Source organism: Streptomyces sp. BPTC-684, from assembly GCF_030028635.1.
Classification (GTDB): Bacteria; Actinomycetota; Actinomycetes; order Streptomycetales; family Streptomycetaceae; genus Streptomyces; species Streptomyces noboritoensis.
On sequence record NZ_CP124863.1, the window covers coordinates 3,882,571 to 3,895,818 of the forward strand.

Annotated in this window: 10 protein-coding genes and 2 pseudogenes; 5 read left to right on the forward strand and 7 right to left on the reverse strand. The window is 72.8% G+C overall.

Annotation, left to right across the window (positions count from 1 at the left end):
- Positions 1-13: 13 nt before the first annotated feature.
- Entirely contained in the window at positions 14-820 is an 807-nt protein-coding gene (locus tag QIY60_RS17180) for an ABC transporter ATP-binding protein (protein ID WP_283143240.1), read from the reverse strand.
- Positions 813-1,754: an ABC transporter permease gene (locus QIY60_RS17185; RefSeq protein WP_283143241.1), complete on the reverse strand. Its 942-nt coding sequence runs from the start codon at positions 1,752-1,754 to the stop codon at positions 813-815. Before QIY60_RS17185 ends, QIY60_RS17180 begins: the two co-directional genes overlap by 8 nt.
- A gap of 186 nt (positions 1,755-1,940) precedes the next feature.
- On the opposite strand from QIY60_RS17185, the gene QIY60_RS17190 reads away from it, so the two are divergent.
- A complete protein-coding gene (locus QIY60_RS17190; RefSeq protein ID WP_067159714.1) occupies positions 1,941-2,567 on the forward strand; it encodes a TetR/AcrR family transcriptional regulator in 627 nt (208 codons plus the stop codon).
- 90 nt (positions 2,568-2,657) lie between these two features.
- On the opposite strand, the gene QIY60_RS17195 is transcribed toward QIY60_RS17190, so the two are convergent.
- Together QIY60_RS17195 and QIY60_RS17200 are read right to left on the reverse strand one after the other, a co-directional pair.
- Positions 2,658-4,238 (reverse strand): hypothetical protein, encoded by a 1,581-nt coding sequence (locus QIY60_RS17195; RefSeq protein WP_349253926.1) that lies wholly within the window; start codon positions 4,236-4,238, stop codon positions 2,658-2,660.
- A gap of 58 nt (positions 4,239-4,296) precedes the next feature.
- Positions 4,297-4,683 (reverse strand): annotated as a pseudogene (locus tag QIY60_RS17200) (CDP-glycerol glycerophosphotransferase family protein); the annotation flags it as partial.
- A 689-nt stretch (positions 4,684-5,372) separates the two neighbouring features.
- Between QIY60_RS17200 and QIY60_RS17205 the strand changes: the two are divergent.
- From QIY60_RS17205 to rfbC, 3 genes and pseudogenes are all read left to right on the forward strand, one after another.
- A pseudogene (locus QIY60_RS17205) lies at positions 5,373-5,756 on the forward strand (CDP-glycerol glycerophosphotransferase family protein); the annotation flags it as partial.
- Positions 5,757-5,836: 80 nt separating this feature from the next.
- Positions 5,837-8,131, forward strand: coding sequence for a glycosyltransferase (locus tag QIY60_RS17210; protein ID WP_283143242.1), 2,295 nt, complete (start codon positions 5,837-5,839; stop codon positions 8,129-8,131).
- Entirely contained in the window at positions 8,119-8,733 is a 615-nt protein-coding gene (gene rfbC / locus QIY60_RS17215; protein ID WP_283143243.1) for a dTDP-4-dehydrorhamnose 3,5-epimerase, read from the forward strand. The genes QIY60_RS17210 and rfbC overlap by 13 nt, the downstream gene beginning before the upstream one ends.
- On the opposite strand, the gene rfbD is transcribed toward rfbC, so the two are convergent.
- From rfbD to QIY60_RS17230, 3 genes are read right to left on the reverse strand one after another with little or no spacing between them, the layout of a single operon-like run.
- Positions 8,724-9,680 (reverse strand): dTDP-4-dehydrorhamnose reductase, encoded by a 957-nt coding sequence (gene rfbD, locus QIY60_RS17220; RefSeq protein WP_283143244.1) that lies wholly within the window; start codon positions 9,678-9,680, stop codon positions 8,724-8,726. The genes rfbC and rfbD overlap by 10 nt on opposite strands.
- Positions 9,677-10,660: a dTDP-glucose 4,6-dehydratase gene (rfbB, locus tag QIY60_RS17225; protein WP_283143245.1), complete on the reverse strand. Its 984-nt coding sequence runs from the start codon at positions 10,658-10,660 to the stop codon at positions 9,677-9,679. The genes rfbD and rfbB overlap by 4 nt, the downstream gene beginning before the upstream one ends.
- Entirely contained in the window at positions 10,657-11,724 is a 1,068-nt protein-coding gene (locus tag QIY60_RS17230; RefSeq protein WP_283143246.1) for a glucose-1-phosphate thymidylyltransferase, read from the reverse strand. The genes rfbB and QIY60_RS17230 overlap by 4 nt, the downstream gene beginning before the upstream one ends.
- A 202-nt stretch (positions 11,725-11,926) precedes the next feature.
- On the opposite strand from QIY60_RS17230, the gene QIY60_RS17235 reads away from it, so the two are divergent.
- Positions 11,927-13,159, forward strand: a complete 1,233-nt coding sequence (locus QIY60_RS17235) for a hypothetical protein (protein WP_283143247.1) — start codon at positions 11,927-11,929, stop codon at positions 13,157-13,159.
- The last annotated feature ends 89 nt before the right edge of the window (positions 13,160-13,248 follow it).

Here is a 13,248-nt window from a genome sequence, read left to right on the forward strand (position 1 = left end):
TACGGGGTCGGTCCTATTTCTTCTTGGTGTACTCCTCGTATGCGGCGACGACCTCCTCGGCCGGGCCGTCCATCCGCAGGACTCCCGACTCCAGCCAGATGGCCCGGTCGCAGGTCTGCTTGATGGTGCCGTTGCTGTGGCTGACCAGGAAGACCGTGCCCGCCTCGGCGCGCAGCTCCTCGATCCGCTCCTGGCTGCGCCGCTGGAAGCGGGCGTCGCCGGTGGAGAGCGCCTCGTCGATGAGGAGCACGTCGTGGGACTTGGCGGCGGCGATGGAGAACCGCAGCCGGGCGCCCATGCCGGAGGAGTACGTACGCATCGGGAGCGAGATGAAGTCGCCCTTCTCGTTGATCCCGGAGAACTCGACGATGTCGTCGTAGCGGTCGCGGACCTCTTCGCGGGACATGCCCATGGCGAGCCCGCCGAGGGTGACGTTGCGCTCGCCGGTGAGGTCGTTCATCAGCGCCGCGTTGACGCCGAGCAGGGACGGCTGGCCCTGGGTGAAGATCCTGCCACCGGCGGTCGGGAGCAGCCCCGCGACGGCCTTCAGGAGGGTCGACTTGCCCGAGCCGTTGGAGCCGATCAGACCGATCGCCTCACCCTTGCGGGCGACGAAGCTGACGCCCTTGACGGCGTGCACCTCGCGGATGCCCGGGGTGGCCTTGCGGGAGGCGATCCGGCTGAGCGCGGAGGTCGCGCTGCCCTTGCCCTTGGTGGAGCCGCCGTTGACCTTGTAGACGACGTGGACGTCGTCGGCGATCACGGTGGGGGCGCCGAGGGCGGTGGGGGTGCCGGTCACGGCGGGAGTGCTGTCAGCCACGGCCGTACTTCTCCTCTGCCTTCCAGAAGTAGATGAACCCGGCGACGAGGGCGAGGAGCGCCCAGCCGCCCGCGACGGCCCACACGTGCGGCGGGAGCTGCTTCGCCTTGAAGCTGTGGATCAGCGCGAAGCGCATCAGGTCGATGTAGACGGCGGCCGGGTTGTACTGGAGGACCTTCACCAGGCCGTGCGGCAGCGAGCTGCGGGTCATCAGCTGCGGCAGGCTCCACATGACGCCCGAGACGTACATCCAGGTGCGCAGGACGAACGGCATCAGCTGCGAGACGTCCGGGGTCTTGCTGGCGACCCGGGCCATGGCGAGCGACAGGCCGGTGTTGAACATGGCCTGCAGGACCAGCGCGGGGACGGCGATCAGCCAGGACACCGCCGGGTAGACGCCGACGGCGACCAGGATCATCGCGAGCGCGGCGATCGAGAAGAGCAGCTGCTGGAGCTGCTGGAGCGCGAGCGCGATGGGCAGTGACGCGCGCGGGAAGTGCAGGGCGCGCACCAGGCCCATGTTGCCGGTGATCGCGCGCGTGCCCGACATGATCGAGTTGGCGGTGAAGGTCCAGATGAACACGCCGGTGACCAGGAACGGGATGTAGTCCGGGACGCCCTGCTTGGTGCCCATCAGGACGCCGAAGATGAAGTAGTAGACCGTCGCGTTGAGCAGCGGGGTCATCAGCTGCCAGATCTGCCCCAGCTTCGCCTCGCTGTACTGCGCGGTGAGCTTGGCGGTGGCGAACGCCGAGATGAAGTGGCGGCGCTCCCAGAGCTGCTGGACGTACTCCTTCAGGGACGGACGGGCGCCGCTGACCGTCAGGCCGTACTTGGCGGCCAGCTCGGCGGCGCCCAGGCCCTGGTCGGGGTCGACGGGCCGGGTGTCCTGCGCGGGGGCCGGCGGGGCCGGCGGGGCTGCGGTCTGGCTCACAACGATCGCTTTCGACGTGGCTTCGCGGGCGGTCGGTCTTCGCGGGGACGCGGTGTTCGAGGCCGGGACGTGGCCGGGCGGTGAACCCGGGGTTACGACGGGACGGGTCCGTATCGTCGTAACGGTGAGAGTAGGACGTGATGACGTCGCAACGCAACCGTCTCGTCGTATCGCTATGCTCAAGACATGACCAACTCGGACGCCCCGGCCCCCGCCGAACCCCAGCGCCGCGCCCCGGCCGGTGCCGCCGTGCTGCGCTCGGACGTGACCGAGGCCATCCGCAAGGCCGTGTTCGAGGAGCTGGCGGCGGTCGGGTTCGCCCGGATGTCGATCGAGGGCATCGCGCGCCGCGCCGGAGTGGGCAAGACGGCCGTCTACCGGCGCTGGAAGTCCAAGCTGAGCCTGGTCCTCGACCTGGTGTCCGCCTTCGCCGCGCAGGGCCTGCCGGTGCCCCGCACGGGCTCGCTGTACGGGGACATCCGGGCGCTGCTCGCGGTGGCGTCGCTCGCCCTGCGCCACCCGGTCGCCTCCCAGGTCATCCCGGACCTGCTCGTCGAGTCCGTCCGCCACCCGGAGATCGCCGACGCCATCAAGAAGGCGCTGCTCGACGGCCAGAAGGGCGTCGCGGCGGTCGTCGTGCGCGAGGCCGTGGAGCGCGGCGAGCTCCCCGAGGGCGCCGACCCGGACCGGGCCCTCGACCTGATCGTCGGGCCGCTGTACTGGCGGCTCGTGGTGGTCCGGGGCGACCTGCCGAAGGGGTACCTGGACGATCTGGCCACGTCGGCGGTGGCGGCACTGAAGGCGACGGGCTGAGGCGCCAGGGGGCGGGCGTCCACTACGTACTACGTACGTGAGGGCGCGCGCGTTCTCGGCGTACGGAGGGTCGTGCCCGGGCCCCGCCCGTCACCTCCTCCCGTACTCGACCCGTGCCAGCACCTCGCCGCTGTGCGGGCTGAACGCGACCACCACGGCCTCCTCGGGGAGGCGCTCCTCGGGTGTGAGCAGCAGCCAGTGGACGCCGTAGCGGCGGGCGATGGCCGCGCGCGCGTGGCGGGGGGTCGAGGGGGACAGATACCGCTTCACGGCCGCCTTGCGGCGCAGCCGTTCGGGCTCAGCGAGCGCCGGGTCGGGCCAGACCGGCGCCACCAGGAAGGGCCCGTACCCGGGCAGTGAACGGACTACGTAGTAGTCGTCCGCGAGGACCGTCTCGCCGGGCGGGACGTGCTGGGCGGCCCAGCCGTACGTGTCCCAGTGCGACGGGCGCTCGACGCCCCGCACCCCCAGGCTCGGCGCCACCGCCCCGGCCTGGGCCGAGACGAACCCCAGGCACGCCCCGGCCGCCGCGAGCGGGGCCAGCGTGCGGCGGGCCGTGGACCAGGGGCGCGGCCGGGCCAGTTCGACGGCGAGCGCGACCTGCGCGGGGAACGGGGCGACCGCGAGCAGCCGGCCGTACGTGTAGTGGCCGCTGGCCCAGCCGTACAGGACGACCAGCCAGAACAGCAGCGTCATCAGCGCCAGCGGATCGCGCCGGTCGCGGCGCAGCCGCAGCAGCAGGGCGGGTCCGCCGAGCAGGGCCGCCAGCCAGTAGCGGCCGGTCAGATCTTCATACAGGGCCCTGTGCATGGAATCGATGCCGGTGTCGCCGACGAGTGTGAAGATGTCGCAGTACGGCCAGGTCACCGTCACGGCCAGCGCGCCCGCCCCCGCCAGCGCCCAGCGGACGGCCGCCGCGCGGCTCCACGCCCCCTTCCGCGCGATGGCGAGCCCGGCCGTGCCGAGCACCGCGCCGATCGCGGTGATCGGGTGGACGAGGACGACCACGCCGGTGAGCACGCCGAGCGCGGCGTACTCCAGCGGGGCCGCACGCCACCGGGCGCCGCGGGAAGAACGTTCCGTCAAACGGCCCGTCAGGGCCCAGATGTGAAAGGTGAGTCCGATGGCGAACGTGCTCGGATAGGAGAGGTTGCCGGTCATCGACAGCAGGCCGAGGAACCCGCTCCACCACGTCACCGCGGTGCCCCACAGCACCGCCGAGAAGGCCAGCGCGAACACCGGCGCCCACGCGCGCGTGGAGAACAGCCGGGTGAAGCGGCCGAGTCCGGTGATCAGCACCAGCAGGTTGACCGGTCCGAAGAGCCGCACCACCAGGCGGCCGGGCAGCTCGGTGAGCTGAGCGAACAGGCCCTGGACCACCGAGTACGGCGAGTAGTACGGGCTGCCCGTGCCCGGCAGGTCGGCCATCGGGTGGGCGGGGTGGAGCAGATCGGCCTTCAGCCGCTCCACCACGGCGGCGTGCGTACCGAGGTCGCAGCACATCGGCACCCGCCAGGCCGCCGCCGATATCACCAGCCAGAACACCCCGCCGAGCACGAAGTACGGCGTGACGCGCCAGGCGGGACCCGGGGGCGGCGCGTCGGCGGGGCGGACGGCCGCGCGCCGGGGCGCCGGAAGCCGGGCGGGGCCGGTGGGGGGAAACGTGCGCACAGGTCATCGGTTCCGTGGGGGTCCGCATCTGTCCCGGCATCCCGCGTCGATCACCCGATCAGCACCCCGTCAGCCGGTCGACGACCCTGGCCGCCGCTTGGCCGTCGTCCAGGTCGCAGAACGCGGTGCGGAAGGCGGCGTACGCGTCCGCGTGGGCCGCGGCGGCTGCCTCCGGCTCCCGCAGCGCCTCCGCCACGGCGCCGCTGTCCGCGAGCAGCGGGCCAGCGCCTCGAAGTCGGCGTAGAACCCGCGCTCGGTGTCGCGGTAGTGGGCGAGGTCGTACGTGTGGAAGAGCATCGGGCGGCCGGTGTGGGCGAAGCCGCAGATCAGCCCGGAGTAGTCGGTGACCAGGACGTCGGCGGCCAGCAGCAGCCCGGACGTCGTGGGGTGCGCCGAGACGTCACGGCCGCCGGGCGAGACTCCCGCCTACGCGCGCGTGGCGCCGGGGCCGCGCCCGTTCCCGCGCCCCCGTCAGCTCCCACACGCCCGTCCGTTCCCACGCCCCCATCCGTTCCCACACGCCCGTCCGTGCCCGCGTCCGCGACCCGGTGGCCCTCGCCCTGGTGCGGCTCCGCCTCGGGCGCCTCGGCCCCGCAGGCCTCCGCGTATGCCTCCGCCTCGTCTGCCGCGACGATCCGGTGTGCCTCCACCCGCGCCCCGTACCGCCGTACCGACAGCACCAGCCGCCCCTCCCGGTACGCCGCCACCAGCCTTTTCCCGTCGGCCACTTCGTACACCCGGGGCTGGTCCTCGGAGCGGCCGAGGGGGCGGATGGCGGCCCGTCGGAGCGTGCCGCCGCCGACCCCGGTTCCGGCGAGGACCACGCCCACCGTCCACTCGCCGTCGCCGAGGCGGGCCGGGTCGAGTGTCGTCTCGAAGCCCGAGCGGTCGTAGTCGTGGAGCTCCTGGGCGGCGTTGTCAGTGGCGAGTGGCAGGCTGATGGTGCGGGTCGGGAAGCGGCGCAGTCGGCGGGTGCCGTGCTCCTTGGCCAGCGCGAGCACCAGCCTGCCCGGACCGGCGTTGCGTACGTACGCGAAGCCGGTCAGGCGCAGGGTTCCGTCCGGCTGCCGCTCCACCGCCGACAGCCGGGCCACCACCGGCAGTTCGCCGCGTCGCACCTGGGCGGCGCGGCCCGTCACCGCGCACCCCCGCGTCGAGGACCTCTGCCTCGTCTCGGACGCGCTGATCACCGACTATTCGTCGCTGCTCTTCGACTACGCCTGCCTCGACCGCCCGATCGTCGTGCACGCCCCGGACTGGGAGGATTACAGGGCCACCCGTGGCACGTATTTCGACCTGCTCTCGGGGCGTCCCGGCGACACCCCGGGTGCCGTCTCCACCAGCGACGACGAGCTGATCGGGCTGTTCCGGGACGGCGGCTGGGACTCGGACGCGAGCGGCGAGCTGCGCGACGCGTTCCGGGCGCGCTTCTGCCCGTACGACGACGGGCGCGCGGCGGAACGGGTCGTGCGCCGCCTCTTCCTGAACGAGAGCCCGTCACCCGGATGGACGGGGTGAGGTGACCGCCCCCGCGTTCGGGGGTTGAGCACGCGTGGGGCGGGACGCGCCCCCGTCCGCCGCAGGAAGGTGCTCCCCGTATGACGCCTCTGACGCCCCTGACACCCCGCCTCAGCGTCGTCGTCCCCGTCCACAACGTCGAGGAGCATCTGGGCGCGTGTCTGGAGTCATTGGCCCGGCAGAGCCTGAAGGACCTCGACGTGGTGCTCGTGGACGACGGCTCGACGGACGGCAGCGCCGGCGTCGCCCGCGAATTCGCCGCGCGGGACGGCCGGTTCAGGGTGGTCGGCAGGGAGAACGGCGGCCTCGGCGCGGCCCGCAACACGGGCGTCGCGCACGCCGTACCCGGGACCGAGTACCTCGCCTTCGTCGACAGCGACGACGTACTGCCGTCGCGCGCCTTCGAGTTGCTGACCGGCGCGCTCGACAAGTCCGGCTCCGACTTCGCCTCCGGCAACGTCCTGCGGCTGACCGGCGGCGGCCGCCTCCAGCAGCATCCGCTCTTCACCAGGCCGATGCGCTCCACCCGCCCCGCCACCCACGTCACCAAGGACTGGTCGCTGCTCCTGGACCGGATCGCCTGCAACAAGGTGTTCCGCCGGACCTTCTGGGACGAGCACTCCTTCGCCTTCCCCGAAGGGGTGCTGTACGAAGACATCCCGGTCGTCCTGCCCGCCCACTTCGCCGCCCGCTCGGTCGACGTCCTCCAGGACGCCGTCTACTACTGGCGCTTCAGGGACAGTTCGATCACCAACAGGCGGGCGGTCGTGCGCGGCGTGGCGGACCGTACGGCGGCGGTGCTCGGCGTCAGCCGGGGGCTCGCGGGGACGCCCGAGCACAAGAAACGTTACGACGAGTCGGTGCTGCGCGAGGACCTCTGGTACTTCATGCGGGTCCTGCCGGAGGGAGACGCGGCGTACCGGGAGGCGTTCCTGGAGCGCACGGGGGAGTTCACCGCGCAGGTGGACCCCGAGGTGCTCGCCGGGCTGCCGCTGCACCACCGGGTGAAGTGGCACCTGGCCCGCGAGCGGCGCCTGGAAGAGCTGCTCGGCCTGCTGGAGTTCGAGCGCCGCAGCCCCCGTACGCACCGGGTGCGCGGGCTGCGCCGCCGCACCGCCGAGTATCCGCCGCTCACCGCGCCCCTCCCGCGCGAGGTCCTCGCCCTCGCCCCCGGCGACCTGCCGCTGGAGGCCCGGCTCACCGGCGCCGAGTGGCGCGACGGCGTGCTGCGGCTCACCGGGTACGGCTACATCCGCAACCTCCCGGCCCGGGCGCGGCGGCACGCGCTGAAGGCCGCCTGGCTGCGCACGCCCGACCGGCGCGCCCTGCCGCTGCGGCTGAAGCGGGTCAACGACCCCTCCATCACCGCCCGTTCGGGGCAGCAGCTGCACGGCTACGACTGGGCGGGCTTCGAGATCGCCGTCGACCCGGCCCGACTGCTGACCGAGTCCGCCACCACCACCTGGAAGCTGGTGCTCGGGGTGCTCGGCCACGGCGTGGCGCGCCGGGGCGGCGTCGGGGACGGGGGCGCGCAGCTGGAGGTGCACTACCTCGACGAGCACACCAGGATCGTCCCGGTCTTCGCGGGCGGCCGCCTCCAGCTGAACGCCGAGCGCGTCCAGACCTGGCTGACCGGCCACGACAGCCGTGACGGCGTGCTCACCCTCACCGGCGAGACCCGCACCCGCGCGAGCGCGCTGCGCCTAGGCCACTGGCACTCGGAGGCGGCGATCCAGGTCCCCCTCGCGCGCGACGGCGAGCGGTTCACCGCCGAGGTGCCGCTCGACGAGCTCGCCGCCGTGCGCGGCCGGGGCCCGGTCAGGGCGCCGCACGGCGAGTCCCGGCCCGCCGACGCGTACAGCGTCCAGCTGGTCGAGCCGGACGGCAAACGGCTCCCCGTCGCCGCGCCCCCCGGTCTGCCGCTCGGCCGCCACGCCGTCCCCGGGGGCCGCGAGCTGGCCTTCACCGTGAGCGCCTGGGGCAACGCCGTCCTCACCGACCAGCTGCCCCACGCGTACACCGAGAGCGTGACCTGGACCGACAACTCGCTGGTGCTGCAAGGGCTTTACGGGGGCGGCCCGGCCGTCCCGCTCCAGTTGCGCCGCACCGGCGCCGAGGAGGAAGAGGTCGAACTGCCGGTCCGGTGCGCGGACGGCCGCTTCCGGGTCGAGTCGGCGTACGAGGCGCTGACGCTGATCGGGGAGGGGGAGTGGCAGCTGTCCCTGGGCGAGGCCCCGGTCCGGATCCCGGCCGCCGCCCATCCCGTCCTCCCCGCCCCCCGCGCGATCGCCGGACGGGACGTCGGCGTGCGACGCCAGAGCCACGACCACCTGGTCCTGGTCGTCTCCAAGGGGGCTTTCTCGTGCGGGAGTTGAGTATCGAGGGTGCCTGGGTCGTCGAGCCGCAGGTGTTCCTGGACGGCCGGGGCAGTTTCCATGAGTGGTTCAAGGGCGACCGGTTCGCGTCCGCCACCGGCCACGGCCTCGGCCTCGCGCAGGCCAACTGCTCGGTGTCGGCGCGCGGCACCCTGCGCGGCGTGCACTTCGCGGACGTGCCGCCCGGCCAGGCGAAGTACGTCAAGTGCGTGCGCGGGGCGGTCCTGGACGTGGTGGTGGACCTGCGGACCGGATCGCCCACCTTCAAGCGCTGGGAGCAGGTCCTGCTCGACGACCGCGACCACCGGGCCGTCCACCTCGCCGAGGGCCTCGGGCACGCGTTCATGGCGCTCACCGAGGATGCGACGGTCGTGTACCTGTGCTCCGAGGGGTACGCGCCTTCCCGCGAGCACGGCATCCACCCGCTCGACCCCGATCTGGCCATCGAGTGGCCTACGCATCTCACGCCGCTGCTTTCACCGAAGGACTCCAGTGCCATTTGCCTTGCGGAGGCGGAGGAGCGGGGCCTGCTGCCGTCGTACTCCGCCTGTACGGCCTGGTACGCGCGGCAGCGGGCGGCCTTGATCCCGGCTCAGCCGTGACGCGCTGATGGGGGCTGGCTATTCGACTGCGGGTCGGTGGGGGCTGGTCGCGCAGTTCCCCGCGCCCCTTTGGGGCGCTCCGCCGCGACCAGTCCCGGAAGTGCCTCGGTGAGGGCGGTCCGCCATTCCCTCATCGGCTCCAGCCCCGCCTCCCGCCACCGGCCGTGCCCCAGCACGCTGTACGCCGGGCGTGGCGCGGGCCGGACATAGGCCGCGCTCGTCGTCGCCCGTACCCGCGTCGGGTCCGCGCCCAGTAGGCGGAACGTCTCGCGGGCCAGGTCGTACCAGGTGCCGTGGCCCGCGCTGGTGGCGTGCCAGTACCCGGCGGGGGCGGCTCCGGCGAGGGCCGCCTCGCCGAGTCGGACCAGGCGGTCGGCCAGGTCGGCGGTCCAGGTGGGCTGGCCGCGCTGGTCGTCCACCACGTCCAGGTGCTCGCGCGCCGACTCCAGGCGGATCACGGTCCGTACGAAATTGGCGCCGCCCGCCCCGTACAGCCAGGCGGTCCGCACCACATGGCCGGTGCGCGGCAGCAGTGCGCGCACCGCCCGCTCGCCCGCCAGCTTGGTGCGGCCGTACGCGGTGCGCGGGCCCGGCGGGGCGTTCTCCGGGTAGGGGGCGGTGGCGTCGCCTGCGAAGACGTAGTCGGTGGAGACGTGCAGCAGCACCGCCCCGGCGCGGGCGCAGGCGCGCGCCAGATGGGACGCGCCCCCGCCGTTGATCCGCAGCGCCTCGCCCTCACGGGTCTCGGCGTCGTCGACGGCCGTCCACGCGGCGCAGTTGACGACGACGTCCGGGCGGGCGCCGGCCACCGTCGCCGCCACCGCCTCCGCGTCCGTCAGATCGAGCGCCGAGCGGTCGAGCCCGAGCGCGTCGCGGCCCGCGAGCCGGGCCATCACGTCCCGGCCGAGCATCCCGCCCGCCCCGGTGACCAGCCAACTTCCGCTCACAGGGCGGCCTTCCGGCGCAGCGGCTCCCACCAGTCCCGGTGTGCGCGGTACCAGTCGACGGTCTCCGCGAGGCCCTCGGCGAAGCCCTTGCGCGGGGCGTAGCCGAGCTCGGCGCGGACCTTGGCGCAGTCGACCGAGTAGCGCCGGTCGTGGCCCTTGCGGTCCTCGACGTACACCACCTTGTCCCACTGGGCGCCGCACGCTTCGAGGAGCAGCCCGGTCAGCTCCTTGTTGGTGAGCTCGGTGCCGCCGCCGATGTTGTAGACCTCGCCGGGGCGCCCGCCGGTGCGGACCAGCTCGATCGCCCGCACGTGGTCGTCGATGTGCAGCCAGTCGCGGACGTTGAGCCCGTCCCCGTACAGCGGCACCGTCCCGCCGTCCAGGAGCCGGGTGATGAACAGCGGGATCAGCTTCTCGGGGAACTGGTGGTGCCCGTAGTTGTTGGAGCAGCGCGTCACCCGCACGTCCAGGCCGTGGGTGCGGTGGTAGGAGAGCGCCACCAGGTCGGCGGAGGCCTTCGAGGCCGCGTACGGGGAGCTGGGCCGCAGCGGGTGCTCCTCCGGCCAGGAGCCCGAGTCGATCGACCCGTACACCTCGTCCGTGGAGATGTGGACGAACGGCCCGAGCCGGTGGCGCAGTGCCGCGTCGAGCAGGGCCTGGGTGCCGAGCACATTGGTCCGTACGAACTCGGCGGCGCCCAGGATCGAGCGGTCCACGTGCGACTCGGCGGCGAAGTGCACCACCTGGTCGTGCTCGCCCATCAGCTTGTCGACGAGCCGGGCGTCGCCGATGTCGCCCTGGACGAAGGCGAATCCGGGGTGGGCGCGCACCTCGTCGAGGTTGGCCGCGCAGCCCGCGTAGGTGAGCTTGTCGAGGACGGTCACCGCTACGTCGCCTGGGCCCGTGGGGCCCAGCAGCGTACGGACGTAGTGCGAGCCGATGAACCCGGCGCCGCCGGTGACGAGGATGCGGTGGGTCATGCGGAGATCTGCACCTTGCTGTGGTCGCCGAGGACGAGCCGGTGGGCGGCCGGAGTGGGCGGGGCGGGGGTGATCTCCACGTCACGGCCGATCAGGGACGCCTCGATGCGGCCGACGCCGTGCAGCGAGGAGCCGCTGAGGACGATCGAGTACTCGATCTCGCTGTCGGTCACCCGGCAGTTCTCCGCGATCGAGGTGGACGGGCCGATGTAGGAGTTCTCCACGACCGTGCGCGGCCCGATGATCGCCGGGCCCACGATCCGCGAGCCGCGCACGGTGGCGCCCAGGCCGATCCGCACCCGCCCGATGATCTCCGTGGCGTCGTCGACCGAGCCCTCGTGCGCGGGGGCGAGCAGTTCCAGGACGGAGCGGTTGACCTCCAGCATGTCCTCGACGTTGCCGGTGTCCTTCCAGTAGCCGGAGATCACCGTCGAACTCACCCTCAGCCGCCGGTCGATCAGCCACTGCAGGGCGTGCGTGATCTCCAGCTCGCCGCGCGCCGAGGGGGCGATGGCGCGGACGGCCTCGTGCACGGCCGGGGTGAAGAGGTAGACGCCGACCAGCGCCAGATCGCTCTTGGGGTGCGACGGCTTCTCCTCCAGGCGCGCGACCCGCCCGTCCGTGTCCAGCTCCGCGACGCCGAAGGAGCGCGGGTCGGGCACCTTGGTCAGCAGGATCTGGGCGTCCGGGCGGGCGGCCCGGAACTCGTCGACCAGATCGGTGATGCCGCCGACGACGAAGTTGTCGCCCAGATACATCACGAAGTCGTCCTCGCCGAGGAACTCGCGGGCGATCAGCACCGCGTGGGCCAGGCCCAGCGGCGCGTGCTGCGGGATGTAAGTAACAGTGATGCCGAAGCGCGAGCCGTCGCCCACGGCCGTCCGGATCTCCTCGGCCGTGTCCCCGACGATGATGCCCACGTCCGTGATCCCGGCGGCCGCGATCGACTCAAGGCCGTAGAACAGCACCGGTTTGTTGGCCACCGGCACCAGCTGTTTGGCCGAGGTGTGGGTGATCGGCCGCAGCCGGGTGCCGGCGCCGCCGGAGAGGACGAGTGCTTTCACTGGGGACCACCGGAGTCTGGGAGGCGAGGGACAGGTAGTGAACGAGAGCTGAAGCCGGGGATTACGCCTGGTGGTGAACCATACGGGTGATTTCCGGACGGGTGCATTTGGCCAGGATCCGCAGGCGGAGCAACGGCCCCCGGGTGAAAGTGCGTTGATCGATCCGGTGGATTCGGCCTGGTGGTTGGTACGTTCGACCGCCATGAGCGAGCAGACATTCGGGATGAACCGGTACGTACGGCATGGCAGGCTCATCGTCGGGTCCGTCGCCGCCGTCGGATTCCTCGCGAAGACGGTGCTCGCCGCCCGTACCCGGGGCCCCGCCGACGTCTATTTCTTCTGGGCCTTCGCCCAGCACATCGAGAAGGTCGGGCCGGTACGGATCTACGCCCATCCGATGCCGAGGCTGCCGGTCTACAACCATCCGCCGCTGGCGGGCTGGATGCTGCTCGGACTCGACCGTATCGCCCGTCTCGGCGTCGAGTTCGGCACGCTGATCCGCACCCCCGCCTGCCTCGCGGACTTCGCGGCCGCGCTCCTGGTGTTCGAGATCGTACGGCGGCGCCGCTCGGTACGGACGGCCGTCGCCTGCGGGATCGGGGTGACGCTCTCGCCCGTCCTCATCCCCGCCTCCGGCTACCACGGCAACACCGACTCGGTCGCCGTGACGCTGGCGCTCGCCGCCGCCTGGCTGCTCGCGGACCGGCGGGCGCCGGTGGCCGCCGGAGTGGTGGCGGCGCTGTCCATCAGCGTCAAGTTCGTGCCGGTGGTGGCGCTGCCCGTCCTTGCGGTGGCGGCCTGGCGGGGCGGGCGGCGGGAGTTCATGCGCTTCTCGGCGGCGCTCGGCGCGGTGCTCCTTGTGGTGTGGGGGCCGGTGCTCGCGACCGTGCCGGGGGCGCTGCGGGCCAACGTCCTGGAGTACAAGGGCGGCAACTTCCGGCTGTGGGGCATCGTCAAGTTCGCCGAGTGGCTGGGCTTCTCCAACGAGTCGATCGCCGTGCTGCGCGGGCCCGGCCACTTCGTGGTGGTCCTGGTCTGCGTGGCGGCGGGCGTCTGGCCCGCCTGGCGCCGCCCGGACCGCGCGCCGCTGGCCGTCGCGATCACGCTGAGCGTGCTGCTGCTGCTCAGCACCGCGTCCGGGGTGCAGTACCTGGCCTGGCCGGTCGCGGCGCTCTTCGCGATCGGCTTCTGGGAGGGCCTCGCGTACAGCGTGCTCGCCGGAGTCCTCGCCTCCTGGGTCTACACGATCCAGAAGCCCACCCGCTGGACCTACGACCAGCAGGTCCTGGGCGCGGTTGCCTGGGCGGCGCTGCTGGTGGGGGTGGCGTCGGGGTACGCGGCGGTGTTCCGGTCGCGCGAGCGGGGCCCGGGTGCCCCCGCTCCGAACACGGCCACCACGGTTCCGGCTCCCAGCGCGCCGCTGGAAGTGCGGTGATTCGTCCGCGGGCCGGTGGGGGCTGGCCGCGCAGTTCCCCGCGCCCCTTATAGGCCCGGTTTTCGTCTGCGGACCGTGGTGGGTTGCTC